This window comes from Peptoniphilus harei (genome assembly GCF_016726485.1).
Lineage (GTDB): Bacteria > Bacillota > Clostridia > Tissierellales > Peptoniphilaceae > Peptoniphilus_A > Peptoniphilus_A harei.
Genome location: NZ_CP068103.1, coordinates 1,232,370 through 1,258,972, shown reverse-complemented (window position 1 = coordinate 1,258,972; position 26,603 = coordinate 1,232,370). Strand labels below are relative to the sequence as shown.

23 protein-coding genes are annotated in these 26,603 nt (G+C 37.4%); 8 read left to right on the top strand and 15 right to left on the bottom strand.

Going from position 1 to position 26,603, the window contains the following annotated elements:
* Window positions 1-687: 687 nt before the first annotated feature.
* From I6I93_RS05860 to I6I93_RS05850, 3 genes are read right to left on the bottom strand one after another with little or no spacing between them, the layout of a single operon-like run.
* Window positions 688-1,941: an ABC transporter permease gene (locus I6I93_RS05860; RefSeq protein WP_112889804.1), complete on the bottom strand. Its 1,254-nt coding sequence runs from the start codon at window positions 1,939-1,941 to the stop codon at window positions 688-690.
* Window positions 1,941-2,624: an ABC transporter ATP-binding protein gene (locus I6I93_RS05855; protein WP_112889803.1), complete on the bottom strand. Its 684-nt coding sequence runs from the start codon at window positions 2,622-2,624 to the stop codon at window positions 1,941-1,943. The genes I6I93_RS05860 and I6I93_RS05855 overlap by 1 nt, the downstream gene beginning before the upstream one ends.
* A complete protein-coding gene (locus tag I6I93_RS05850) occupies window positions 2,621-4,756 on the bottom strand; it encodes an efflux RND transporter periplasmic adaptor subunit (protein ID WP_112889802.1) in 2,136 nt (711 codons plus the stop codon). The genes I6I93_RS05855 and I6I93_RS05850 overlap by 4 nt, the downstream gene beginning before the upstream one ends.
* 173 nt (window positions 4,757-4,929) lie before the next feature.
* Here I6I93_RS05850 and I6I93_RS05845 point away from each other — a divergent pair, with 173 nt between their 5' ends.
* Window positions 4,930-6,237: a Na+/H+ antiporter NhaC family protein gene (locus I6I93_RS05845; RefSeq protein WP_112889801.1), complete on the top strand. Its 1,308-nt coding sequence runs from the start codon at window positions 4,930-4,932 to the stop codon at window positions 6,235-6,237.
* A gap of 44 nt (window positions 6,238-6,281) precedes the next feature.
* Here the strand turns inward: I6I93_RS05845 and I6I93_RS05840 are convergent, their stop codons facing one another.
* The 4 genes from I6I93_RS05840 to I6I93_RS05825 are packed head-to-tail and all read right to left on the bottom strand — an operon-like array spanning window position 6,282 to window position 9,744.
* Window positions 6,282-6,926: an ABC transporter permease gene (locus I6I93_RS05840; RefSeq protein WP_070700250.1), complete on the bottom strand. Its 645-nt coding sequence runs from the start codon at window positions 6,924-6,926 to the stop codon at window positions 6,282-6,284.
* A complete protein-coding gene (locus tag I6I93_RS05835; RefSeq protein ID WP_112889800.1) occupies window positions 6,919-7,896 on the bottom strand; it encodes an osmoprotectant ABC transporter substrate-binding protein in 978 nt (325 codons plus the stop codon). Before I6I93_RS05835 ends, I6I93_RS05840 begins: the two co-directional genes overlap by 8 nt.
* Window positions 7,896-8,531 carry an ABC transporter permease gene (locus I6I93_RS05830; protein WP_112889799.1) on the bottom strand — a complete coding sequence of 212 codons (636 nt, stop codon included), beginning with the start codon at window positions 8,529-8,531 and terminating at the stop codon, window positions 7,896-7,898. The genes I6I93_RS05835 and I6I93_RS05830 overlap by 1 nt, the downstream gene beginning before the upstream one ends.
* A complete protein-coding gene (locus tag I6I93_RS05825; RefSeq protein WP_112889798.1) occupies window positions 8,524-9,744 on the bottom strand; it encodes an ABC transporter ATP-binding protein in 1,221 nt (406 codons plus the stop codon). Before I6I93_RS05825 ends, I6I93_RS05830 begins: the two co-directional genes overlap by 8 nt.
* 195 nt (window positions 9,745-9,939) lie before the next feature.
* Here I6I93_RS05825 and I6I93_RS05820 point away from each other — a divergent pair, with 195 nt between their 5' ends.
* Window positions 9,940-10,314, top strand: a complete 375-nt coding sequence (locus I6I93_RS05820) for an encapsulin-associated ferritin-like protein (RefSeq protein ID WP_112889797.1) — start codon at window positions 9,940-9,942, stop codon at window positions 10,312-10,314.
* A gap of 57 nt (window positions 10,315-10,371) precedes the next feature.
* Here I6I93_RS05820 and I6I93_RS05815 read toward each other — a convergent pair whose 3' ends face one another.
* From I6I93_RS05815 to I6I93_RS05800, 4 genes are read right to left on the bottom strand one after another with little or no spacing between them, the layout of a single operon-like run.
* Window positions 10,372-11,580, bottom strand: coding sequence for an AI-2E family transporter (locus I6I93_RS05815; RefSeq protein ID WP_112889796.1), 1,209 nt, complete (start codon window positions 11,578-11,580; stop codon window positions 10,372-10,374).
* Between the two features lie 26 nt (window positions 11,581-11,606).
* Window positions 11,607-12,050 (bottom strand): hypothetical protein, encoded by a 444-nt coding sequence (locus I6I93_RS05810; RefSeq protein WP_112889795.1) that lies wholly within the window; start codon window positions 12,048-12,050, stop codon window positions 11,607-11,609.
* A 2-nt stretch (window positions 12,051-12,052) separates the two neighbouring features.
* Window positions 12,053-12,919, bottom strand: a complete 867-nt coding sequence (locus tag I6I93_RS05805; protein ID WP_112889794.1) for a radical SAM protein — start codon at window positions 12,917-12,919, stop codon at window positions 12,053-12,055.
* Between the two features lie 23 nt (window positions 12,920-12,942).
* Window positions 12,943-14,397: a nicotinate phosphoribosyltransferase gene (locus I6I93_RS05800; RefSeq protein WP_112889793.1), complete on the bottom strand. Its 1,455-nt coding sequence runs from the start codon at window positions 14,395-14,397 to the stop codon at window positions 12,943-12,945.
* Window positions 14,398-14,670: 273 nt separating this feature from the next.
* On the opposite strand from I6I93_RS05800, the gene I6I93_RS05795 reads away from it, so the two are divergent.
* The 3 genes from I6I93_RS05795 to I6I93_RS05785 all read left to right on the top strand — a co-directional run bounded on the left by I6I93_RS05795 (window position 14,671) and on the right by I6I93_RS05785 (window position 18,016).
* On the top strand, window positions 14,671-15,489 hold the full coding sequence (locus tag I6I93_RS05795) for a tRNA lysidine(34) synthetase (protein ID WP_070700241.1): 819 nt from the start codon (window positions 14,671-14,673) through the stop codon (window positions 15,487-15,489).
* A gap of 126 nt (window positions 15,490-15,615) precedes the next feature.
* A complete protein-coding gene (locus tag I6I93_RS05790) occupies window positions 15,616-16,827 on the top strand; it encodes an FprA family A-type flavoprotein (RefSeq protein ID WP_112889792.1) in 1,212 nt (403 codons plus the stop codon).
* An 838-nt stretch (window positions 16,828-17,665) separates the two neighbouring features.
* Window positions 17,666-18,016, top strand: coding sequence for a Spx/MgsR family RNA polymerase-binding regulatory protein (locus tag I6I93_RS05785; protein WP_112889791.1), 351 nt, complete (start codon window positions 17,666-17,668; stop codon window positions 18,014-18,016).
* A 287-nt stretch (window positions 18,017-18,303) separates the two neighbouring features.
* Here the strand turns inward: I6I93_RS05785 and I6I93_RS05780 are convergent, their stop codons facing one another.
* The 4 genes from I6I93_RS05780 to I6I93_RS05765 all read right to left on the bottom strand — a co-directional run bounded on the left by I6I93_RS05780 (window position 18,304) and on the right by I6I93_RS05765 (window position 23,099).
* Entirely contained in the window at window positions 18,304-19,839 is a 1,536-nt protein-coding gene (locus I6I93_RS05780; protein ID WP_236251302.1) for a ClC family H(+)/Cl(-) exchange transporter, read from the bottom strand.
* On the bottom strand, window positions 19,820-21,016 hold the full coding sequence (locus I6I93_RS05775) for a hypothetical protein (RefSeq protein WP_070700237.1): 1,197 nt from the start codon (window positions 21,014-21,016) through the stop codon (window positions 19,820-19,822). Before I6I93_RS05775 ends, I6I93_RS05780 begins: the two co-directional genes overlap by 20 nt.
* A gap of 111 nt (window positions 21,017-21,127) precedes the next feature.
* Window positions 21,128-22,480, bottom strand: a complete 1,353-nt coding sequence (locus tag I6I93_RS05770) for an MATE family efflux transporter (RefSeq protein WP_083315492.1) — start codon at window positions 22,478-22,480, stop codon at window positions 21,128-21,130.
* A complete protein-coding gene (locus I6I93_RS05765) occupies window positions 22,473-23,099 on the bottom strand; it encodes an NAD(P)H-hydrate epimerase (RefSeq protein WP_112889789.1) in 627 nt (208 codons plus the stop codon). Before I6I93_RS05765 ends, I6I93_RS05770 begins: the two co-directional genes overlap by 8 nt.
* 294 nt (window positions 23,100-23,393) lie before the next feature.
* Here I6I93_RS05765 and I6I93_RS05760 point away from each other — a divergent pair, with 294 nt between their 5' ends.
* The 3 genes from I6I93_RS05760 to I6I93_RS05750 are packed head-to-tail and all read left to right on the top strand — an operon-like array spanning window position 23,394 to window position 26,558.
* Window positions 23,394-24,029, top strand: coding sequence for a helix-turn-helix domain-containing protein (locus I6I93_RS05760; RefSeq protein WP_070700234.1), 636 nt, complete (start codon window positions 23,394-23,396; stop codon window positions 24,027-24,029).
* A gap of 55 nt (window positions 24,030-24,084) precedes the next feature.
* Complete coding sequence (locus I6I93_RS05755; RefSeq protein ID WP_112889788.1) at window positions 24,085-25,521, top strand: MBOAT family O-acyltransferase; 1,437 nt, start codon at window positions 24,085-24,087, stop codon at window positions 25,519-25,521.
* Between the two features lie 8 nt (window positions 25,522-25,529).
* The gene (locus I6I93_RS05750; protein ID WP_112889787.1) at window positions 25,530-26,558 is read left to right on the top strand and encodes a hypothetical protein; all 1,029 of its coding nucleotides are present in this window, start codon (window positions 25,530-25,532) and stop codon (window positions 26,556-26,558) included.
* The last annotated feature ends 45 nt before the right edge of the window (window positions 26,559-26,603 follow it).

Below are 26,603 nucleotides of genomic sequence, written 5' to 3'. Positions count from 1 at the left end.
ACTTGTAATATTTCTATTAATTTTTATTACTCCTGTAATATGATTTGTATTTTTAAAATATTTCCCGTATAAATACATGTATAATAGAAAGAATTTTACTTTTTTGCTTTTAATTTTATTTGTGAGTCTGTAATTTTTAACCACTTAGGAAATATTTGTAAGTTTTTATTTTTACATGAGCTTCCTAGTTTATTGTCATTTAGATCTTTCTCGTCTATATCTTATTTTTTATTAACTCTTATTTGCTTGCAACTTATAAAATAATTATCAAGTCAAACTTAACTACAAGTTATAAAATTATTTTGAGGTCATATTTGTTTGTGACTTAATAATTTATCATCAAGTCTTATTTGCTTATGACTTAAGAGTTTATCATCAAGTCATACTTATTTGTCACTTTAGAATTTATTAGTGAGTCCAACTTGTTTGTGACTTAGGAGTTTTTTATAAACTCATTTTTCAATCAGGAACTTATAATTTTTTGCTAGGTCATAGGACTTTATGACTTCAAAATTAATTTGCTCTTTAATCTTTTAGGTCAAGAGTAGACATCCGCTAGTTCCCTTCGGTCCTTCTCTTTGGCATATGGTCGCAGATAGGTCAAGCAAAAAGCACTGCCTCTCGACAGTGCTTTTCTTCTATTATATAGTCTTTTTAATTGTTTATAAGATTCTAATATCTTACATCTTATTCGTACCTAAGGGCTTCGATTGGGTCTAGCTTGGCTGCCTTGTTGGCTGGATAGTAGCCGAAGAAGATTCCTATTAGCATGGAGAATCCCACTGCCACCACAATTGATCCAAGGGATGGAAGTGTTTGGAATTCTAAAAGCTTGGACCCAATTAGTCCTATTATGGTTCCCAGGATTATGCCGAAGAATCCTCCAATAATACAAATTATTACGGACTCAATGATAAATTGCTTTCTTATATCGCCTCTTGTTGCTCCCAGAGCCTTTCTTATTCCAATTTCCTTGGTTCTCTCTGTCACAGACACGAGGAGGATGTTCATTACGCCGATTCCTCCAACTAAGAGGGAGATGGCTGCTATGGCTCCTATGGCAACTTGAATGGACCCCATAGCGGAGTTCATTTGTGATATTTCGCTCTCGGCTGAGTAGTGGGCAACTTCTGCTCGTGGGTTGTCCTTATAGAATTTGGCATTTAAGTCATCAACTAGAGCCTTGGCATCTTCTTCTATAGTGTCGGGGTTTTTTAAAGTCATGGCGATGTCGTAGTAGGATGTCCTTGGTTCTGTCAAAAGTTCTCTGTCCCCTGTTGTCCTTGGGATGTAAACGGATGAGCTGGCCCCATTAAGTGATTGGCCCATGACCTTCATCTCTTCGTACTCATAGACTCCAATTATTGTGGCAACTAGGAGTTTACCATTGACGTCAATTTTTACTTCTTGGCCCAAGGCTTCTGGTGCTGGGACCTTGTAGATTTCTTCAAGGACCTTGTCTGATATTACTGCAACAGACTTGCCCCTTGCCACGTCTTGGTCATTTAAAAACCTTCCGGCAATCATCTTGAGTTTGAAAAGATTTTTTTCGCCCTCTGATGTAGAAACTATGGATACTGGCTCCTTGTCTCTCCCTTCCTTGACATAGCCTTGGCCGCTGGCTCCATGGTAGACTAAGTCTTCAATGGTCCTGCCCTTTTGTGCTTCTAAATAGTTTATTATGTTTTCTGAGAAGTAGTCGGAGTCGGTGAGTTCTCCCCCATCGTAGTCGGCATTTTTTGGCTTTACATAAATTTGGACTGCTGTGTTGGCTATGGAGTCAAAGGCCTTGTTGACTGACTTGGTGAGGGCATCTCCTATGGTTGTGATGCCGATTACTGACCCGATTCCAATTATTATCCCTAGCATGGTTAAAAAGGACCTGAGCTTGTTGGACCTAAGTCCCTCAAGGGAGAGTTTTATTGTTTCTAATATATCCATTAAATCTCCTCCAAAAGTCCGTCAGTCATCTTGTAGATCCTGCCAGCTTCCTTGGCCAGTTCCATGTTGTGGGTGATGATAATTATTGTCCTCTTGTCTTCCTTGTTGAGTTTGTGGAAGAGGTCCATAACATTTCTGCCAGTCTTGGAGTCCAGGGCTCCCGTTGGCTCGTCTGCCAAGATGATATCGGGGTTATTGGCCATGGACCTGGCTATGGCAACTCTCTGTTTTTGTCCACCTGATAACTCATTGGGAAGGTGGTCCATCCTGTCCTTCATCTCCACTATTTCAAGGAGTCTTTCTGCCCTCTCTGCCCTTTCCTTTTTCCCCACTCCTGCATAGGTCATGGGAAGTTCTACGTTCTTTTGGGCATTGGACCTGGGTATTAGGTTGAAGTTCTGGAAGACGAAGCCAATTTTTTTGGACCTGTAGGCTGAAAGCTCGCTGTCCTTTAGGGTGGATATGTCGACTCCGTTGAGTTCGTAATAGCCTGAGGTCTGCCTGTCGAGTAGACCAATGATGTTCATTAGGGTTGACTTACCTGATCCCGACTGGCCCACAACTGATACGAAGTCGCCGTCATTTACTTCAAAGTCTATGCCGTGGAGGATTTCCAATTCATTTTCTTTTCCTATATTAAAGGACTTTTTTATGCCCTCCATTTTTATAAGCTTGCCTGTCATTTTATAATAACTCCTCCGGCTTCTGCAGTGCTGGCGTCTACACTTTTTTCATCTCCATCACTTTCTTTGGAGTTTGGGTCCTTCATAAGGGTTAGCTTTGTTCCTTCTCCATAGCCTCCTGATGTGGCAAGGACCTTGTCGCCAACCTTTAGGTCTTTGGACTTGATGGCAGTTTCTGCGTCATTTTCAAGTCCCCTTATGACTTCTACTTTTTCAATTTGGTAGTCATCCTTACCAATGTTTTTTAGACCAAGGACATAGGACTTGCCATCTCTCTCGAAGATTGCATCACTTGGCACCTTGAAGGTGTCTCTTTCTTGGCTGAGGATGTATTTTACCCTAAGTGTCATGCCTGGAGCAAGCTTTTCTTCTTGTCCTTCATCTATTTCTATTACAGTTTTGTAGAGGACTTCGCCAGACTTGTTGTCTTCAGAAACTGGCATTGGTGCTGGGTCAATGGAGATGACCTTGCCCCTAAAGACTTCTCCCACAAGGGAATCTGATGTGATCTCAACTTCTGTACCCACACTTATGGAGTTCTTGTCGTATTCCTTGACTTGGGATTCTATCCTAAGCTTGTCTATAGTTTCGATCTTGGCAAGATAGCCTGTTGGAACTTGGCCTTCCTTGGCTGGGACTTCTGTCACAGTTCCGTCTGCTGGTGCCTTGATCATGACCTTGTCTAGTTCCTGACTTAGATTTTCGATTTCCACATTATCAAGATTGTTTGCTCCAGCCTTGGCTGTGTTTAGGTTGTCTCTTAGGCCAGAAATTTCGTTGACAACTTGTTGTTTTGTTGATTCTAGATTTTTCTTGGCATTATCATAGTTGTTCTTAGCAGTTTCAAGGTTCTTCTCTAGAGTTTTTAACTCGTCGTCACGAGATTTTCTTGCCTTTAGGGCCTTGTCTGCATCGGCATAGAGGTCTTCTTTTGCCTTTCTCACTTCAAGTTCTGTTGACTCCACTTGTTTTACCTGGCCTTCCACTTCTTTTTCAAGGGCTTCGGCTTGAGAATCGTATTTTTGCTCGTCAGCCTTGGCAGTGGCAAGGTCTTCAGATATTTTTCCTATTAGGATTTCTGTTTCTGATTGTTCTCTTGTTAAGTTTTTTACTTTATTTTGCAATTCTTTTATTTCTTCTGTAATTTTGTCAGAATTTGAATTTGCACCACTTGTCTTGTCATCTACAATTCCATTTTCAATTGTGCCTGCATTTATAGTTTGCGTACCCTTGTCTATCATATTGTTTTTAGAAGGCTTATTCTTAGAAAGCTCTTCAGCTTTTTGTCTTCCTCCAGCTAAAAGGTTCTGTTGTTTTTCTGAAATTTTAGCTTGGGTTTCAGATATTTCAATCCCAATTTCTGTAAGTCTTCTCTTGGCATTGTCAAGATCTGACTGCAAGTAGTCCTTGGACCTGGAAGAGTCTCTTGCAAGGGACCTATTTTCAGCAATTTTGTTCCTATTGCTATTTAGGTCTTCCACAAGTTGCTTGTATCTTAGGTCAGTTGCTTCTTCTTGGTGGGCAAGATTTTGCCTGGAGTCCTTCTCTGCAACTATGCCTTGGTTGTATCTCTCGTCTATACTTCTCTTGAAGTCATTGTAGGATTTCTCTGCGGCAAGGTATTGGTCCATAGCTTGAGTTAGGGAAGTTTCTGCAGCAACAAGGGCTGGATTTTTACCAGACTTTTGACCAGTCACTGCTTCAGAAAGTCTTTTCTTGGCAGCAGAAATTTGTGCCGACACATTTTTGTCTGTGGCCTCCTTTTGGGCCTTCCTTGACTTTAGTTGTTGCTCTATGCTTGAGGAGTCAAGCTTGGCTATGACGTCGCCCTTCTTGACCTTGTCGCCAACCTTTACATTGACTTCTGTCACTGGAAGGGACTTTTCAGCAAATACTTCCACTGAGTTTGATGGAACAACCTTTCCCTTTTCGCTGACGGAGTTTGTCACGCTCCCCTTCTTTAGGGTCACAACTTGGTTTTCAGAAATTGTTTCTCCCTTTCCTCCACCAAGGCCAGCAAATTTTGGTATAAGTATTAGGGCCAGGATGAGGGCCAGTCCTCCTCCTGCTAGGATTTTATTTCTTCTATTTTTAAGTATGGTGTCTTTCGCTTTTGTATAAAATTTTTTCATATCTACCTCCATGCTTAATTATATATTAAGTTTTTCAAGAATTACAATAGTAAAGACCTGCAAAAGTCTTTCAAATTTATTAAGATTTGCCTAAATTTCCTTGAAAGATGTCTTGGCTTAATTATAAAATAAAAAGTATAAAGCTAGAGTAAAGAAAGTCAGGGAGGTGGAAAATGCTAGAAATTTTAATTTTAATTTTATTTATGGTGAATCTCTTCATAGCAATAATTTTTGATATATCAATTGTCCTTGCCCTCTTTTTGAATTTGATTCTCCTAATAATTTACGCCTTTATAAAAGACTACAAATTAAAAGAAATTTTTCACATGGTCTATGAGGGACTCTTGGACACAAAGACCATCCTCTTTGTCTTTATGTTAATTGGAATGATAACAGGTATTTGGCGATTATCGGGGACTATTGCCTACATAATTTATAAAGGGACTGGGCTTATTGCCCCAAAATTTTTCTATGTGGGAGTTTTTATTTTTAACTCTGCCATTTCAGTCTTAACTGGGACAAGTCTTGGAACTGCTTCCACTTCTGGCATAATTTCCATGTCAATTTCTACCGCCATGAACTTCAATCCCTATATCACTGGTGGGGCAATTTTGTCTGGCTGCTATTTTGGCGACAGGTCATCTCCAATGTCAACATCAGCCCTATTGGTTGCAACTCTTACCAAGACTGACCTCTATGTTAACTTGAAAAATATGTTTAGGACCTGTGTCATTCCCCTAGTTTTGACCCTAATCACTTTTCAAATTTTTAATTTTGGAATTGATGCCGAGATAAATTCTCAAAGTTTGAGGTCCATTGCCAGCATTTTTAATTTTAATTTCTTCTTAGTGGTCCCAACTCTTTCCATAATCATCTTGGCTATATTTAAAGTGGACATTAGGATCAACATGGTAATTTCCATTATAATTTCTATTTTCTTTGCAATAATCTTTCAAGATGCTAGCCTTGGAGAAATTTTTAAGGCCTTGATTTTTGGTTTTCACATTGACTCTGATGTGGGACCACTAGTAAATGGTGGCGGCCTTCTATCTATGAGAAAGATGCTACTTATTGTAGGGATTTCATCTGGCTACTTTGGTTTTTTCAAGCACACAGACCTCTTAGTAGTTGTGAAAAAATATGTAAACATCTTGTTTGAAAAGCTACCCGACATGGTGGTCATGTCCTTTATTTCATTTATAATCGCAGGTTTTTCTGCTAACCAAACCTTGACCACTATGATCACCTACGAAATGGCAAGGGAAAATTATAAGGACTCCTACAAGTTAGCCCTTGATCTTGAGAACTCTGCAATTATGACTCCACTTTACATTCCCTGGAACATAACGGGCAGGACCCCTCTTGAAATGGTCGGAGGACCCATTGGGGCAATTTTATTTTCCTTCTACCACCACTACATTGTACTGGTGAATACGCTGGCATCTAGCGTGGAATTTTATAGGAGTAAAAAAATAAATTAAGATATGAAAAAACTCAGGCTTATAAAACCTGAGTTTTTTTTATTCTATATCTTTGTAAAAGTTCTTGGTTTAAGTTTATTTTCTATGGCTCCAAGGGCGAAGTCTGCCAAGACTGCCATTAGGGCTGTTGGGATTGCTCCTGCTATTATTATAGGGCTTCCGTTGGCAACTGTGATCCCCCTTGTGATTATATCTCCAAGGCCACCTGCTCCAATGAAGGTTCCCACTGCCGTAACTCCTATGGCAAGAACAAGGGCATTTCTTATGCCACCCATGATTATGGATATGGCAAGGGGAAGTTCTACCTTTTTCATTATTTGAAATTTCGTCATCCCCATTCCCTTGGCTGCATCAACAAGTTCTGGTGTCACTGAATTTATTCCTCCAACTGTGTTTTTTAATATTGGAAGGATTGCGTATAAGAATACTGCAAAGACCACTGTGTTTGGTCCCGTTCCTATTAAAAACATGAGGATGGCAAGCATGGCAAGGGATGGGATTGTCTGCATTACATTGGCAATGCTTATTGTAAGTCTTGATAATTTTCCCTTTCTTGCAACTGCAAATCCAAGTGGTATTGCAACTATTGATGCAAAGAGAACTCCGTAAATGGAAATTAGAAAGTGTCTAATAAATTGTTCAAAGACATAGGACGCGTTCTCCATATAGTAAATCATTACATCAGACATTTTTTCCTCCTTCCACTGCTTCCTTGTATTCCTTTATCTTTTCTTGATCAACTTTTACATCTTCAAAGTAATTATGCTTTTTCAAGAAGTTTTCTGCCACTAGTGCTGGCATCTCCAGGTCTTCGTCTGCTTGACGGTTTAGTTCTTGCATATCTTCTGATGAGATTTGACCCACAAGCTTCATCATTATGGTTTCAAGCTCTGGATATTTTTCCACAATTGCCTTTGACAATACTGGTGAGCAGTCATAAGGTGGGAAAAGTCTCTTATCATCTTCTAGGACAACTAGGTCATAGGATGAAATCTTTCCGTCTGTGGAATATCCAAGGACTAGGTCCATTTCTCCACTGGCAAGGGCTGTGTAAACTAGGCCAATATCCATGGGATAAACTGTTTTAAAGTCAAATCCATAGATTTCTTTGAAGGCCTTGTAACCGTCTCCCTCTCTCTTTATCCAAGCTGTGTCAACTCCAACTTCGAGATTGTCCTTTAGCTTCTCAAGGTCAGAAACTTTTTTAAGATTATTTTCTTCTGCGAATTTTTTTGTAACCATAAAGGCATAGGTGTTGTCAAAGCCAAAGGATGGGTACCAGTATCTCTCCCACCTCTTGTAGTATTCATCCATAACAACTCTCTCTGCCTCTTTTGGGTCCTTGATAGGGTCCATGCCAAGTTCCCCACTTAGGGCTGTACCTGTGTACATGGCACCAACTATGTTTACATCTCCCTTTAACATGGCTATGTGGTTTAGGACAGATGATGACAAGTTGGTAATAAGTGAAACGTCTATGTCGCTGTGGTGTTCTATCATTTGCTTTACAACTTCTCCCAGGATCTGTCTTTCTGTGTTGGATCCCGTTGCCACAACTACGCTAGTCTTGGTGTTGCCACCAATTCCCGGTAGTGTGCAGGATGTCAAAAAGATTGGAAGTATAAGAAATATTAAAAGAAATGTTTTAATTTTTTTCATTATGCCACCTCACTTTTCTTATTGGGAGATAGTTTTTCTTCTAGGATTCCAAAGAAGAAGTCCACTATTATGGCCATAAGGGTAACTGGAATTGTGCCCCAAACTACCATTGGCATTATTGCGTTAGTAAGTCCGTTGAAGATAAAGTCCCCAAGTCCACCTGCTCCTACATAGGCTGCAAGAGTTGTCCAGGCAAGGACGTAAACTCCTGAAAGTCTTATACCACCCATAATAACTGGCATGGCCATAGGAATTTGGACCTTAAAAAGTATTTGGGACCTTGTCATCCCCATTCCCTTGGCTGCGTCAATTAGGTTTTCATTTACTCCTGCTATCCCAAGATAGGTGTTCCTCATAATCGGAAGCAAGGAGTAGATAAAAAGTGAAACTATGGCTGGTTTCTTTCCAACTCCAAAAAGTGGAATCATAAGTGCCAAGAGGGCAAAGGATGGAACTGTTTGAAGAACTGATGCTATTGCCATGACAATTTTCGCTGCCTGCTTGGACCTATTTAGTAAGATCCCAATAGGAACTGCCACTAGAATTCCAAGGGCTAGTGAAATCGCCGCAATCATAAGGTGCTCCATGGACTTTGAAAATATTTCTCCGCTATTCGCTAATAAAAAATCAATCATTTTTATCACCTATTTTCTTAGGTGACTCACCTGATGCATCCTTCATAAGTTCAGACAAATTGTCCTCTTCGTAAATTTCCTCAACTTCTTCCTCTTCTTCATTTTCCCAAAGGTTGGTGTAGATTGTATCAACTACTGATGCCCTGGTAACAAGGCCCACGAGTTTGTTCTCATCGTCAACTACTGGAAGGTTCTTTATGTCGAGATTATAGATGTCACGAATGGCATTCATGATAACTGTGTCCTCTTCTATGGCATAGACCTTGTCCATGACTTCGTCAAGGGGTTTTATGTGCTTACCAAATTTTCCTATGTCAAACATACCCACTGCTCCAAGTAGGTGACCTTCTTCGTCAGTAACGAAAATCGTGTCGACTCTCTTGTTCCTCATAAGGGCAAGGGCATCGTAGGTTGACCTGTCACTTGTTAGGGAAACTGGATTCTTAAGCATTATTGTCTCAACAGTCCTATAAGAAGTCTTGGCCTCGTTCATCTTTTCTTGGCCCAACATTTCTTCTACGTATTTTGATTTTGGGTTCTTAAGTATATTTTCTGGTGTATCAAATTGTTCAACATGACCCTTCTTCATGATGACTATCCTATCTGCAAGTGAAAGAGCCTCATCCATGTCGTGGGATACAAAGACTATTGTCTTTCCCATTTCTCTTTGAAGTCTCTTCACAAGTTTTTGTAGTGCATCTCTTGTTATTGGGTCAAGAGCACCAAAGGGTTCGTCCATTAGGATTATGTCTTGGTCTGCTGCCAAGGCCCTTATTACACCAATTCTCTGTTGTTGACCACCAGATAATTCTGATGGGTATTTTTCTAAGTAAGATAGTGGCAGGTCAACTTTTTCTATTAAGTTCTCTGCAATTGGTCTTAATTTTTCTTCGTCCCACTTAAGTAGCCTTGGAACCAAAACTATGTTGTCGTAAACTGTCATATGGGGCAAGAGTCCAATTTGTTGGATTACATATCCAATTTGTCTCCTAAGATCAACAGCATCCATATCTTTGATGCTGACTCCGTTAATGAGGATCTCGCCTGATGTGATTTCGTTCATCCTGTTTATCATCCTCATACAGGTAGTCTTGCCCGATCCACTGGCTCCAATAAAACATATAAATTCGCCATCCTTGAATTTTAAATTTATATTTTCAGCTGCAACCTGATTACCGGGATAGATCTTACTGACATTTTTAAATTCAATCATTAACAATCTCTCCTTTAATCAATTTTCTCAGTATCTTTGAAAATTATTTCAATTCTCTTTCTCTTCATAATTTTTTCAACTATATCTATTATACCCAAAACAAGGAAGTTTGAAAAATCCATTCCTTTGGTAAAGTGTTAGTGCTTTAATTAATTTGAAAGTAAATTAACATTTTTTATTGTAAAGGAGCTTATTATGGCTAACGATTATCACGAACCCGCTAGTGAAATGACGAAGAAGCAAAGGGAAATTGTAAGAGCAATTAACTCTCTAAAAGAAGAAATCGAAGCAGTTGACTGGTACTACCAAAGAGTTGCAGTTACTGATGACAAAGAACTAAAGGAAATCATGTGGCACAATGCCGAAGAAGAAATTGAACACGCAATGATGACACTTGAATGGCTTCGCCGCAATCAAGAAGGTTGGGACGAACAAATGAGGACTTACTTATTCTGCGAAGGCAACATAATGGAAGCAGAAGAAAATGCCAAGGAAGATGACGACAATGAAGAAGATGATGATAAAAAATCTTCTAAATCAAAGAAAACTACAAAGAAAAAATCTAAATAAGAAATAATTTTTTGCATAAAGAAAGACTTCTCACTGTGAAATGAGAAGTCTTTTTGTTTATATTTTTTTCATTCTTAAGTCTAAGTTCTTTTCATTGATCTTGTACTCTGTGTACTCTTTTATGAGGGCGTAGATTGTTGATGCAAGTGGTATGAAACCCCACATGCCAACAACACCAAAGAGTGAACCACCAATAGTGATTGCCACAAGAGTCCAAAGAGATGGAAGTCCAACTTCGTTTCCCACAAGTTTTGGATAAACTAGGTTTGACTCAACTTGTTGCAAGATCACAATCAAGGCTATAAAGATAAGTCCCTTTGTTGGATCTTCGATTACAATCATGACAAAGGCTATGGCACCACCAAGGAAGGGGCCAATAATTGGAACAAGGTCTGTCACTCCAACTATTACACCAATTGTGGCTGCATTTGGCATCCTCAATACTAGGCAGCAAATAAAAGTTGCTATACCTATAAAGGTTGAAACTGTAAGTTGTCCCCTGATGAAACCAAAGAAGTTTTCATGTAAAAGGTGGGCAACGTGTAAGATTTTATTTGCGACCTTGTTGTTAAAACATGAGTAGCAAATTCTTGTTGCTTGGTAACCCAATCTTTCCTTGTCTGCAAGGATGTAAATTGATGTGATAAGGGCAAGGAAGAAGGAAACCAAACCACCTAATATACTTGATGCAGTTGAAAGTGCAGAGTTTAGTATGTGTGATGAATTTTCATCAGATTTCACAAAGCCCTTGACCCTATCAAAGATTTCATTCCAAGACAAGTTGTCGTATTCTGCTTGGAGTCTGTCTGAATAACTATTAAGGTAAGGTATCTCTCTTGTCTTATCAATTGCCATTTGCAAGAAACTTGGAAGGGACTTCCTAAGTTCGTTAAAGGAATTAATAAGTTGTGGAACAATTATTGCCGTAATGATAAAGAAAACAAGGATTATCACTATAAAGGATAGGGCAATGGATATTGTCCTCTTGTGCTTTTGAAATTTTTCATTTTGTATCTTGTCAAAAACTTTTCTCTCTAAAAAGTTTAGGGGTATTTTCATTATAAAGGCAATGACTCCTCCCAATATAAAGGGAGCGCAAATGCCAAGTAAGACTCCAAGGCCTGAAAATATTGACCTTGAATTTACGAATAAGTATGCCACAAATAAGAGGGCAAGTCCTGTCAAAAATATCTTCTTGTAGACATCTGTCTTAAAGGTCAATTTTGACGGGATATTTTTTTCTTTTATTTCTCTTTTATCTTCCATATTTTGTTTTTCCTCTTTTCTTGAAACTAGAGTCCAAAGTAGTCTTCAAAAAATTTTTTCTCTATGTTTTTTGTTCTATTTAAGTAAATCTCTAGGTAGTCATAAAAGAGAGAGCCCTTATCTATCTTGGGGTTTTCTCTCTTTGTCCTTTGAAGATAATGAACCCTGTGAGGGGCAGGAAGTCTTGATGACCTTCCCTTCTTTTCATAAACTTCATGACCTTCTGGATTTAACTCAATAATAATTTCGAAATTCTTGTCACTAGGTCCTTCCTTTTTCTTGTAGTCAATGTCAAGTTTCTCCTTTTTATTGGGACTTGACTCAAGGGGGATTAGGTACCTAACAGGATTTAGAGCAAGGGAGGTCTCTTCAGTCTTTTCTTCAAAGGAAATAACTCCAGAGTCCAAGTCTTTTTTTAAATTTTTTAGCCTTTGCCCTTCATCCATGCTTTCAAAATTCTTGTCCTTCAATTTTAAAATCCTCTCAATACATCAGGTCTAAAAGACTTTTTCTTTAAAGTTTTTTCTATTGCACTAATTAAGCCTTCCCTATCTTCATTTAAAGTTCCTGCAAGTAGAACGTAGTTGGAAGCGTGGTTGGACCTAAATACTGTACCTTCAGAGTCAACGTGCTCCAAGAATATCTTCATCTCTTCAAGGATTTGACCTGCATCTGGCATCTTGAACTTGCCATTTACATAGTCTTCATAAAGAGGTGTGTTCTTGTAGATCCTCATTGTAAGATAACCCAAGAAGTCTGGCTTAGTTTCTGAAATTAGTTTGGCAGTTCCAATGGCATTTCTCTCCATGCCCTCTACTCCGCCAAGACCTGCAATGATTGTGATGGAAGTTGTAAAGCCAGCTTCCTTTGCCTTCTTCATGGCAGTCACATATTCTTCATAAGTTACACCCTTATTAATTTCTTTTAGGAGTTCTTCGTCTCCTGTTTCAAAACCAATGTAGAGCATCTCAAGTCCTTCAGCCCTAAGTTCTTTTAATTCTTCTAGGGACTTCCTATTTATATCTTGGGCAGTTGCATAGGAAGAAACCCTCTTTACATTGGGATAATATTTTTTTATTGTCCTTAGGATTTCAAGAAGGTCTTCTGTCTTTAAAACTAAAGCATCCCCATCTGCCAAGAAGATCCTTTCAAAGTAATCTCCATAGGAACTCATTTCTATTAGGTCCTTCTTTATGTCTTCAAGGGATCTTATCCTAAAATCATCTTCCTTGTACATGTAGCAAAAAGTACAGTCGTTGTGAGAACAACCCACTGTAGCTTGAACTATTAATGACCTAGCCTCACTTGGCGGTCTAAAAACATTTCCGTAATACTGCATATAACTTCCCTCTCTTTTTTATTTTAATTTTTTCCGTGCTTCTTTAATAAGTTGTCCTTTAGTTGCCAAAGTTCTTCTGACAAGTCAACAATATATTGATTTGGATTGTCAAGCCTCTTTGTTTCTTCCCAAAGGGTATCAAGTTCGTCCTTGGCCCTTTGTCTTATTTCGTCAAGACTTGGCATCTTGTAAACAAGTTCTCCCTTGTCATAAATTTGAACAAGGACCTTCTTAACTGTGTAGTCTGTAAGAGTCTTTCTCTTCCAAGTGTAAATTGGGTGGAAGACTTCGTAATTGTCCTTAGGGATTTCTTCATCTCTTAGGGCAATGACGTCACCCATGGCCTTACCCGTTTCATTTTCATAGAATCTGTAAAGTTCCTTAAAGCCTGGTGTAGTAATTTTTGTCACGTTTTCAGAAATTTTAATCTTTGGAGTTATTTTTCCATTTTCATCTTCTGTGGCAACAAGTTTATAAACTCCACCAAAAACTGGTGATGACTTTGATGTGATTAGTCTTTCACCAACTCCAAAGGAGTCAAGCTTTGCTCCTTGGTGGAGGATTGTCCTAATTGTGTACTCGTCTAGGGAGTTGGATGCCATAATCTGAACATCTTCATAGCCTGCGTCATCAAGTATCTTTCTCGCCTTGTTGGAAATATAAGTGATATCTCCAGAGTCAATCCTTATTCCCTTAGGTCTAAATCCACGAGGGACAACTTCTTCGTCAAAGACCTTGATGGCATTAGGGACACCTTCCTTTAAGGTGTCGTAAGTGTCAACAAGAAGCAGGCAGTTGTCTGGATAAACTCTTGCAAAGGCTCTAAAGGCTTCTAGTTCTGTGTCAAACATTTGAACCCAAGAGTGGGCCATTGTTCCAAGAGCTGGCACCCCAAACATCTTGTCTGTCAAGGTGTTGGCTGTACCTGCACAACCACCAATGTAGGCTGCCCTTGCTCCAAGATTGGCTGCAGAATATCCTTGGGCCCTTCTTGATCCAAATTCAACAACTGGTCTGCCCTTGGCTTGCTTAACAATCCTTGATGCCTTAGTTGCAATCATAGATTGGTGGTTAATTGTAAGTAGGACCATAGTTTCAAGCATTTGTGCTTGGATTGCTGGACCTCTTACTGTTAATAGTGGTTCGCCAGGAAAGGCCAAGGTTCCCTCTGGCATTGCCCAAACGTCACACTTAAATTCAAAATCTCTTAAATAAGTTAAAAATTCTTCGTCAAAAATTCCTTTTTCTCTTAAAAAGTCTATATCTTCATCAGAGAAGTGAAGATTTTCCATATACTCGATAAGCTGTTCAAGGCCTGCAACAATTGTGTACTCTCCATTGTCAGGCACCTCTCTAAAGAACATGTCGAAGATAACAGTCTTATCCCTTAGTCCTTCCTTAAAAAATCCATTTGCCATTGTCAGCTCATAGAAATCCACAAGCAGAGTGTAATTTTTCTTTACATTATAATTTACCATTTTATACTTCCTTTTCTTTCAACTAGCCTAGCTAGTTCCCCTTAGTTAATTACATAAATTATATCACAAAGGCCTTTAATTTTATAATTTAATGAACTTTACCTATATATTCCCAAAAATATTTTTATAAAAGACTTCTTGTGTTATAATTTTTAAGCAAAATTTTTAATCGGGATTTTATTTTCATTAGGAAGGTCTTAAAGATTTAGACTTTCTTATCAATAAGTAAATAACTATGCTATAATAAAAACAGATTGGTAAAGGTGAAATTTTTTGGAAAAAGTTAAAAGTATTGTGGACATAGAGAGGTCCCTAATAAAAACTTATAGGAGAGATATTTATAAAAAATTCGTCAAGGGAATCAACAATTATGAAATGATTAGCCCTGGCGACAAGATTGCTGTTGCTATATCAGGAGGCAAGGACTCCCTAACTCTTGCCAAGCTCTTGCAAGAACTCAAGAAGCACAACAAGGTTCCCTTTGAATTAGAATTCATCGCCATGGATCCAGGTTATCTTCCTGAGAACAGGGAAAGGCTGGAGTACAACTGTGAAAAACTTGGGATACCCGTTAAGGTTCACGACTCTGACGTATTTTCTGTTGCAGAAAAATTGTCTGAAGGCGGATCAACTTGTTACATGTGTGCAAGGATGCGTCGTGGCAACTTATACAACAGGGCCCAAGAACTTGGTTGCAACAAGCTTGCCCTAGGCCATCACTTTGACGATGTCATAGAGACAGTTCTTCTAAATATAATTTATGCTGGCGACTTCAAGACAATGATGCCAAAGTTAAAGTCTAAAAACTTTGAAGGTCTTGAACTCATTAGGCCCATGTATCTTGTAAAGGAAGAAGCCATAATTAGGTTTATGAAGTCAACTGGCCTTACTGCTCTTGACTGTGCCTGCACAGTTACCCAAAAGAAGTCTGGCAACAAGAGATTTTTTATAAAAGACCTCATTGAAGAGCTAAAAAAAGAAAACAAAAACGTGGACATCAACCTCTTGCGTGCAACAGAAAATGTCAACATGGAACAAATTCTTGGCTACAAGGAAAAGGGCGAGAGACACAGCTTTCTAGAGTTTTATTAAAATTATATTAATCCTGAATTTTATTGGGATTATGGGGTAAGAAATAATTTGTAATATTAACTATCTTAAATAAAAAGAACAAAGACTTAATTAGGTCCTTGTTTTATGAAAATATAAGGAGGATATATGGAAAATTTATTATCAGTGCCTATTAAAGATGATATTTATTTCATAGGTACAAATGATAGGAAGACAGAACTATTTGAAGGAATGTGGCCACTACCAAAGGGTGTTGCTTACAACTCTTTTGTTTTAAAGGGAGAAAAAAATATACTTTTCGACCTAGTAAGAGTTAACACAATTGACGATTACATTCAAAAGATCAATGAAATTATTGGAGAAAATGAAAAAATTGATTACATAGTAATCAATCACATGGAACCAGACCACACATCTTCAATTAAGTCAATCTTGGATATTTATCCAGATGCAAAGCTTGTTACAAACAAGAAAGCCGTTGCAATGCTAAACAACTTCTACGAAGTTACTGACAACATCATAGAAGTTAAGGAAGGCGAAACTCTTGAACTTGGGAATAGAAAACTTACTTTCTACATGACTCCAATGGTTCACTGGCCAGAATCTATGGTTGCCTATGAAGAAGCAACTAAGACTTTATTCTCTCAAGACATCTTCGGTGGCTTTGGAACACTTGATGGTGGAATCTTCGACGATCAAATCGAATACGATTCAAACTATCTAGAAGAAACTACAAGATACTTCATCAACATCGTTGGTAAGTATGCAAATCAAGCCCTAAAAGCCCTTAAAAAACTAGAAGGTCTTGATATTGAACTAATTTGTCCAGACCACGGACCAATTTGGAGAGAAAACCCACAAAAGATTATCGACATCTACACTTCACTAGCTAAGCAAGAAACTATTGACGGTTGTGTGGTAATCTACGGATCAATGTATGGTAACACAGAAACAATGGCAGAAGCAGTAGCAAGAGGACTTGCTGAAGGTGGACTTAAAAACGTCAAAATTCGCGACATCTCAAAGACTTCAAACTCCTACCTACTTTCTGACATCTGGAGATACAAGGGAGTTATCTTGGGATCATGTTCTTATGACAACAACCTATTCCCACCAATGAACTACCTATTGACAGAAGTTTCTCACCAAAGAATGAAAAACAACTATTGGGGAATCTTCGGTTCCTACTCATGGTCAGGTGGAGCCCTAAAGACTCTAAAGAAATACATGGAAGAAGGCAAGTACGATGTACTTGACACTCAACTTGAAATCCAAGGTGCAGCAACTGACGAAGAATTAAAACAACTTATAGACTTCGGTAAGGAAATGGCTGCAAGAATCTTAGCAAAAGAAGATTAATAAATTTAAATAAAAAAAAATCTCCACTTATGTCACAACTTATGTCACATAGGTGGAGATTTTTTATGTAGATTTTTATTTTATTGTCGATTGTTTTTCCTTCTTTATTTTTTAAATTCATTATTCCATTATTCCTATTTTTATTTCCCTTGTAAACATATTTTATTTCCCTTGTAAACACATATAAAATACAAAAAATTTTAATTTTTTCTTTATAAATCATTTTTGTTATCTGTTTTTTTTATTTTTCAACTTTTTATAATCGCAAGCCTTATCTTCTTTAAAATTTTTTAAATTTCCACAACTAGCTTAAAAAATTCCACAAAAAAAAGAATGTCCTTAATCAATTATCTAAAGACATTCTTTTCAGATTCTTAATTCCATCCAATTAAAACTTTTTGGTTCAATCACATCAATCACCTATATTCTTCTTTTTACCATAGCCCTATATAAATTAACATTCCCGAGAGCTCCCAACTCTAGGACTCCCTGCCATTTATATAAAAACTGAGAGTAAATTAACTTAAAAAATTCAAACTATTTACCATCTTACTTTAATTACATCTTCAATTTCAGTTTATATAAAAGCCTCATTGAAATTAATAAAAGGCTAATAAAATTAATAAAATCAAATACGCTTTTACTTTTTTATTGGATGGAATTGTCATTGTTCACAAATAAGATAAAACCTTAGCAACTCTTTCTTGCTTTATCGCGTTAATCTTATTTGGTACTATTATTATACCACGTAATCTAAAAATGTAAACACTTTTTGCAAAAATTTTTAAAATTTTTTATAATTTTTTTATAGTATAATTTGACTTAGAAGGAGGCTATTATGAACACATTAATCGGATACAAAAAATGCAGCACTTGCAAGAATGTAGAAAAACTTTTGGAAGAAAAAAATATTTCCTATGACTATAGGGAAATCGACAAGGACCTACTAAGCGTAGAGGAACTGAAAAAAATCAAAGACCTAGCAGGAGTTGACATCTATAAACTTTTTAACTCATCAGGAGTGAGGTACAGAGAACTAAACTTAAAGGACAAGAAGAAAGACATGACAGACCAAGAAATTTTTGAGCTCCTATCAACTGATGGAATGCTTGTCAAAAGACCAATCCTTTTAAAGGACGACAAGGCTTACGTGGGACCACAAGTTAAAAAGTATTTAGAAAGTCTGTGAGATAATTAGAAGTTAATAAATTTTTTTATTTTAGAATAAGTTGAAAAAATTTCAAAATCACAATAATTTCAAAAGTTTAAATTAAACTTAAAATCAAAATGCTTTCAAAACTTTTAATTAAAATCAAAATACTTTCAAACTTTTAAACAAAAACGAAAATAAAAACAAAAGAAGTGCAAGAAAACACATCTTGCACTTTTTCTTTTTGACAATTTAAAAAATATAAAAGCACTATCTTGTGTCTTATTACAAGTTTAGTGCTTTTTAATTATTTTAATTTCTAATTTTTACTCGCCTTTAAAAAATTCGTCTATGTCTAGGGCGTCTTCGGCACTTATTAATACTGTGACCTTGTCGCCAAGTAGGATTACGTCATCGGCTCCAGGGACAAATTCACTTCCATCTCTCTCGATGGACATTATTATAAGATGTCTTGGAAAGTTTATTTCTTTTAGGGTTTTGCCCAGATTTTTGAAGTCGTCTGTGATTGTGTATTCAAAGACTGAATAGTCGCCAAGTTCTCTTTCTTTTGGACTGAGTAAATTCTTGTCCTTTAGTTGTCTTTCAAAGAGAGTGTCATAAATTGGTGCGACTTTTAAGGCTTCGGCAACGTAATAGGAAACCATTACTACAATGGAAAGGGCGATCAAGTGCTCAAAAGTCGATGTCATTTCTGATACCAAAATTATTGATAGGATTGGACTTCTCACTACTGATGCTAGGATTCCACTCATGCCAAGGATTATGAAGTTGATGTAAAAGGCATCTAGTCCAAAGGCATTGTGGACTGCAGAGAATATTAGGGCTCCACATGATCCACCTATTACAAGGACTGGCAAAAAGATTCCACCTTGGACTCCTGAACCATAGCAAAAGCTTGTGTAAAATAATTTTACCAAGAGGATTGCCAAGATATATTTTACGGCAAATCTTTCTCTTGCCATATTTTCTAAGAGTCCGTGTCCCCCACCTGTTCCTTCAAAAAACATAAAGCCTACAAGGATTGTAACTCCCATCAATAGGGCGTACTTTAAAATTTTTGAGTTTATCTTTTTGAAGAAATCTTGGAACTTTGTTATTAAGTAGTTATAAGCTCCTCCCACTAGGCCTGTCAAGATTCCTATTAGGATGGCAACCCAAATTAAATTCATGGGTAGGGATTCTGTGACAAAGAAGGTGAAGGATGTCTCTTGTCCCATTATTACAAAGGAAATGTAGTTTGCTGTTATTGATGCAATTAGGGCTGGCAAGAGGACAAATTTTGAATAGGTCTTGTGGAGTTCCTCTATTGCAAAGATGCAACCAGCTAAAGGTGCGTTAAAGGCCGCTGCAAGTCCTGCTGCTGCCCCTGCTGTTATCATGTACTTGATCTCATCTGGTGGCCTCTTTAAGATTTTGCCAAGTCCTTTGGCCGCTGCTCCACCCATTTGGATTGATGGGCCTTCTCTTCCCAGTGAAAATCCCATGAGGTTTCCCAAGCCTCCTCCAAGGATTTTGGATATGAGGGTTGGGACTTCTTCCATCCTAAATTTACCAAGGATTTCGCCACGAATTTGTGGAATTCCACTTCCTCCTGATAGGGGAGCCCATTTCAACAAGTGATGAATTATGAAGGAAATTATTGCTCCCAAGCCTATTAAAATTATTAGGGACCTTGGGTTAAATTCCCCGTATAGGAAGGACCTGTAGAAGTCCATTTTCATTATCACAAACCTATAAAGAACAGAGAATAATCCTGCCAAGGCTCCCACCATTAGAGAGTCTATTAGGATCCTAAATATCAGTTTGTCCTTCTTACTTATATCATTTTTCAAATTTTTCACCCCACATTAGTTCCTGCCAATCTTCTTCCTTTAATTTTAAAATTTCTATATAATTTTTTTCCCTTTCAATTTTTTCTGGGATTGTATAGAAGTTTAAGTTTATTTTTTTTATTTTCGCTCCATCTATATCAGCTATTAGCTTAAACTTCTTGGATCTCACAAAATTATAAAATCTGGCATTGATTAATGTCCTCCCATCGTGGTAGATGAGCTTGTTGGAATCGGGATAGTAGGACATCCTAAAGGGTCTGTCATTTATCTTTCCCCTTAGGGTCCTAAGTTTTTCATTTTCCTCTGGCTCGATGTAGATTCTAGTCTCTGGAAGTTTTATCTCTAAGTAGTCTTTTATAGCTAGGGCATACTTATTGTCGTCTGACTTTAGTTTCAAGAGATTTAGGTCATCATCTGTGTAGATGTAAAAGACAATTTGGTCCCTCTTATCTAGGTCATTTGAAATTTTTGCAAATTCCCTTCTCAAAAGTCTCGCAATATAAGAGTAAGGAAAACTATCTTCTTCATAGTAAAAGCCCTCAATTTTTTCGAAAAGGTCTTTTAGGTCCTTGGACCTCACCTTCAACTCGTAGGACTTGTCTGAAAGTTTCTTCACCTTAGTCCTTCTTATGGTCTCTGCCCATTCCTTTTTCACATATTTCTTAAGCTCTGTGTTTTTTTCAGAAAGGGAAACTGGTGGAAGGAAGAGTTTTTTGTTATTAATGTCATAGCCAAGGTCGGACATGACCTTGGAGTCACGAGACAAGTTCACCATGGTGTTCCTGTCAATGTAAAGTGGAAAATCTGACACGTCTTCTCTATAGAGATAGACGTCACTATTGACGATTTTTTCCCCGTAGGTCTTTATTTCATGGTCTACTTCTCTTCTCTCATGATAGTATCTTTCCTTCTTGTCAGGACTTTGGTAATTGATAATATTTAATTTATCATTTTTATTATCTTCAAGGCTAAGTCTTATTCCGTAGTCGCCAGTGGATTTGACCTTGTTAAAAATATCTGCAAAGCCAAAGTCTTGGATATTCTTATCAACAAAGGCAAGAATCCTGTCGTCAACGGTGTAGAGAATTTCTGCCACCACTTTTTTTGGATAGCGGTTAAAGTTATAGAGGGCAAAAAAAATTCCCAAGCAAAGAAGACTTATTAAAAATAAAGTTTTTTTCTTCATAGTATCACTGCTTTTCTTATATTAAGTATAGTTTACAATAAAGCCTGACTTCATTGCAATTAAAAAAGGCACCAAGCTGGTGCCAATTTGTCATTATCTATAAATTTTCATTTACATATCAAAATCTTTTCTCCATCTTCCAAATTTAAAGTAAAGTACCATGATCACAAAGTTTGCAAAATATGAAACTGGATAGATAATGGAAATTACTCTTATTGAATTGAATATTGGCATTGCAAAGTAAACCACTACAAGCCTAAATATACAAATTGTCAAAAGAGAAATGATCATAGGTCCCATTGCGTGTCCACTTCCTCTTATGAAACCAGAAATTGTTTCTGAAAGTCCAAAACACCAGATTCCAAGACTCAAAATCTTTAGGAAGTCGGCACCATAAGCAACTACATCAGGGTCTGGGTTAAAGATTGCTATTAGTGGACTTGCTAGGAAGTAGGCAATAAGTGATAGAACAAAGGAAATTCCAAATACAATTATTAGGGAGACCTTCATACCCTCACGAAGTCTGTCAAACTTCTTGGCTCCAAAGTTTTGTCCCGAGAAGGTTGTTGCCGCAAGGGCAATGGCTTGTAAGGACATAAAGAGGAAGCCATCAATCCTTCCTTCTGCAGCTACACCGGCTATGGCATCGGGGCCAAAGGAGTTAATCTTTGCTTGGAAGATTACGTTGGTAAAGGAAAGAAGGGCCGTTTGAATTCCCGTTGGGATTCCAACTTCAAAAATCCTCTTGGCTTCAAACTTGTGAAGTTTAATCTCGCTCTTTCTTAATTTATAAGATGAATCAGTCTTTAAGAGTGAGTATGTTACAAGTATTGCTGATGTAACTTGGGATGCAAGAGTTGCTATCCCTGCTCCTAGGACTGACATTTGTAAATATCCTACTAGGATTAAGTCAAGGACAATATTTACTACAGCTGACACACAAAGGAAGTTGAAAGGTCTCTTGGAGTCACCAGTTGCCCTTAGGATTGAGGCTCCCATGTTGTATATAAGTATAGGAACTGTTCCCAAGAAGAAAACCCTCATGTAGGTTGTTGCGTCCTGCAAGATTTCTGGTGGTGTATCCATTATCCTTAGGAAAAATGGTGTTGTTAGATAACCAAAGATAGTTATAAGGAGTCCCGACATAAGTCCAAGGAAGTAGGAGCAACCTACGGACCTCTTTAAGGCTTCCCTATCGTTAGATCCGTAATAAAGTGAAATTATTACGGAAGCACCAGTTGTAAGTCCAAGGAAAAGTCCAATTAACAAGTTGGACACTGGTCCCGTTGCACCAACTGCTGCCATGGGGTTCTTGCCTGCGAACCTACCCACTATCATAAGGTCAGCTGTATTGTAGAGCTGTTGCAAAAAGTTTGTGAGAAGTAGGGGGATGGCAAAGGCAATTATCCCCTTGGGAATGGAGCCTTCTGTCAAGTTTATGTTTCTGTTCATTTTTTTACTCATCTGCATACCTCACAATCCCTATATATATTTTTTTAAGTTCTCCAACCTTACTATTTAGGAGTTGGCCGTCTTTTATGTCTGATATGGCAAAGGTCAAGTTGCATCCAACACAAGCTCCATATTCGTCACCAGTGTCTGGGTCCATGCCTGATGGGATATCAACACCAATAATATAATTGCCATGAGCGTTTATAAGATTTATAAGCTTTTTATAGAAAGAATTTAGGGGCCTGTTTAGTCCAAGTCCAAAGATTGCGTCAACAGTAACTTCATTGACTTCTAGAGACTCTACTAGGTCCTCAAAATTATTTTCGTCTTCAATATATTTTATTTCAGTAAGTTTTTCTAAGATCTCAAGATTTTTTGCAAATTCGTTTGTCATCTTATGTCCAACAACAAAGACTTCAACAAGTTTGCCATTTAAGATTAGGTGTCTAGCTAGGACAAGGCCGTCGCCACCATTGTTTCCCTTACCGCAAATTATTGTGTAGGAATTGTACTGATTAATTTCACGATAAATTCCCATTCCTGCGTTTTCCATTAAAATAAGAGAATCAATTTTGTATTCATCTATTGTTCTCTTCTCTAGTTCCATCATTTTATTTTTTGAAATTGTCACAGTAATCCCTCCTCTATCTTATTATATGCTATTTGCTAAAAATTAAAACCTTATAAGCTTTATTTCTTCTTGTGAATTAAAATTTTTTCAAATTAAATAAAATTCATTAATATATTTAAAAATATTTTTTGTTTAGTAATCTCACAAAGATGATGGCATGGCTCTTATTAAGGCTTTTAAAATTTTAAAAATAAATTAACCCTCTCTATTGATATTAGATATCAATTGTCCTATAATTATCTTAAGCTAAAAAATTATAAAAATTACATAAATAAAATTTAAACAGGAGGAAAAATGACAAATTATCTTAACCTTGCACAAATGACAAGACCAGAGTTGCTTGAATGTGCCACAGAAATCTTTGAAAAAATTTCACCTTGCAGCGAAACTTCTTCTCTTGATGAGATGAAAAGACAAATGGAAAACTTAAACACCTTTCTTTATACATATTTTTTGATTACATATAACAAGGACCTCACATACTTACATGAGGCCTTTGCAAAAAGACTTGAAGGGCAACTTGATGAAGTAGACCTTAAACTATTGGGTCACGACCTAATAGAGGCCTACTCCAATTCTCTTTTAGACGCCATAAGTTTTTCTAAAAATGAAATTATTGACAAGGCCATAAAAATTATTAACGAAGAATACAACAAGGGACTTGGACTTGAAGACCTTGCAGATAAACTTCATCTATCAAAAAATTATCTCTGCTCACTTTTTAAGGAAGAAACTGGCTTTACCTTCTGCCAATACCTAAACACTTTAAAGACAAATAAGGCCAAGAAGCTTCTCCTAGAAGACAAGAAGACCCTCGAATACATTTCTTATGAGTGTGGATTCTCTTCTCAGCCTCACTTTACAATGACTTTTAAAAAGTATACAGGCAAGACTCCTAAGGAGTACAAAATGAGCCTTCTTGCTGGATAATAATTTATTGAAATCCTCTAATTTTTACTATATTATATAGGAATTGGAGGATTTTATGCTTTTTAATTCTTTTGAATACTTAATCTTTCTCCCCATAGTTGTAATTTTTTACAACCTGCTTAGGGGAAAATCTAAAAATATATTTTTGCTCTTAGCAAGCCTTACATTTTATAGCTTTTGGAATGTGAAGTACACCTTCCTCATGGTTCTTTCAATTGTCATCACCTACATGACGGGGATCTACATTGAAAACAACCGTGACTCCAAGACTAAGATGAAGCTTGCTGTCTTTTTGTGCTTTTTTATAAATTTGGGAATCTTATTTATCTTCAAGTACTTTAACTTTTTTATGGACTTGGCAGGGAAAATTTCTGGTGGCAACTTTAACATAGCCCTGGACCTCCTCCTTCCTGTTGGTATTTCCTTTTACACCTTCCAGGCTCTTGGCTACACCATCGATGTCTACAGGAAGGACCTTGAAGCTGAGAGGTCCCTAATTGACTATGCCCTTTTCGTTTCCTTCTTCCCCCAACTTGTGGCAGGACCTATCGAGAGAAGTACTAACCTTCTTCCACAAATAAAAAATCCAAAAAAGTTTTCTTATGAAAATCTTATAAGGGGCCTCCAGTTATTTTTTTATGGAATGTTTTTGAAGTTAGTCTTAGCTGACAGGGCATCAATTTTTGTAAACGACGCCTTTCGTAACTACCAAGATTATTCTAGGGGATTTTTATTAATTGGGGCCTTCCTCTTTACCCTCCAAATTTATTGCGACTTCTACTCCTATTCAATTATGGCAAAAGGGTCTGCAAAAATTCTTGGCATAGACCTCATGGACAACTTCAAGGAGCCACTACTTTCAAAATCCATTACAGAATTTTGGAGACGCTGGCACATTTCCCTTTCCACTTGGTTTAAGGACTACCTCTACATTCCACTTGGTGGCAACAGGAAGGGAAGCTTTAGGAAGTGTCTAAACCTCTTAATAGTTTTTCTCGTGTCAGGACTTTGGCACGGAGCAGAACTTTCCTTTGTCCTCTGGGGCCTTATCCACGGAGTCTTTAACGTAATCGAAAGTTTACTTGGGATAAATAAAAATAGGAAGTCAAATATTTTCTTGGACTTCTTTAGGAGGATCTTGACCCTTCTTATTGTTGTCTTTGCCTTTATCTACTTTAGGGCAGAGACCATCCACCAGGGAAATGATTACATCTTGGGAATAATCAACAATCCTTGGTCCAATAATCTCTTAGAAGAAATTACAAATTCAAAGTTTGGCCTTGCCAACCTCTATCCTCTTGGAGTGGGAATTTTTATCCTACTTGTCTTTGACATCTTAAAGTACAATAGGATAAATCTTGGAGAAAAAATTATAAGACTCGTCCTTCCAATTAGATGGATAATTTATATGGCCTTTATCCTTGGAATTATAATTTTGGGAATTTATGGTCCAGAATTTTCTGAGTCAGCCTTTATTTATTTTCAGTTTTAGGTGGTTAAATGAAAAAATTTTTAAGAATTTTAAAATCAATAGTTTTTCTTGGCATCTTAATTTTTGCCTGCCTACAACTTAATAACCTCTTTATAAGAAAGTCCCTGGCAAAACCCTGGGACATGGGCAATAAAATTGGCGGCTTCTTTAACGAGACTGAAGACTACAATGCCATGTTCTTTGGGACAAGTCATTCCTATTGCTCCTTCGAACCACTTTATATCTATGAGAATACTGGTATAAAGTCCTATGTCTTGAGCTCTCAAAAGCAGCCCCTAAAGATAACGGCAACTTATGTAAAGGAAGCCTTTAAAAGAAAAAATCCTCAAGTGGTCTTTGTGGACATAAACGCTGGGCTTTTTAAAATCACAGAGGACTTGGGAGTTGTGAATTCTTATGCCGACTACCTTCCCATGTCAGTTAACAAACTCAAGATGATAGGGACAAAAGTGCCGAGGGACCTAAAGGCTCCTGCCCTATTCCCCCTTGTTGCCTATCACTCAAGGTGGGACGAACTAAGGGAGGAAGACTACGACTTTGACAAGGAATCTTATGACGACTACTTAAAAGGTTACGTCCTATTAAAGGGTCAGAGCCAGGGCTTCAAGAACGATGTGATTGCAGATGAGGAAGAATTTCTAGAGTCTATAAAAAATTTTGACAATGATGCTTATCTAAACGAAAACTTAAAAGCAATTGATGAGATAATAGATATTTGCCAAAAAAATGGAGCCCAAGTTTACTTTGTTAAGACGCCAGTTTATGCCTACTCCTATTATGCTGACAACATAAAAGCTTTTAGCAAATACTTAGAAGATCGTGGGGCAAAATTTATTGACTTCAACGATTTTTCTCATGAGATGGGACTTACAAAGGATGACTTTTACGACCCTCAACACTTAAATGTCCGTGGTGCAGATAAGTTTAATAAATTTTTCATCGACTACATGAAGAGTGAAGGAGTCTTCCAAGAAAATCTTGCTGACGACAAGGCTTGGTTTGAAGACTTGAAAACCTACCATATAAATAAATCTTGATAGACAGAGCAGTTTTTGCTTTGTCTATTTTTTTTGTATCCTTTT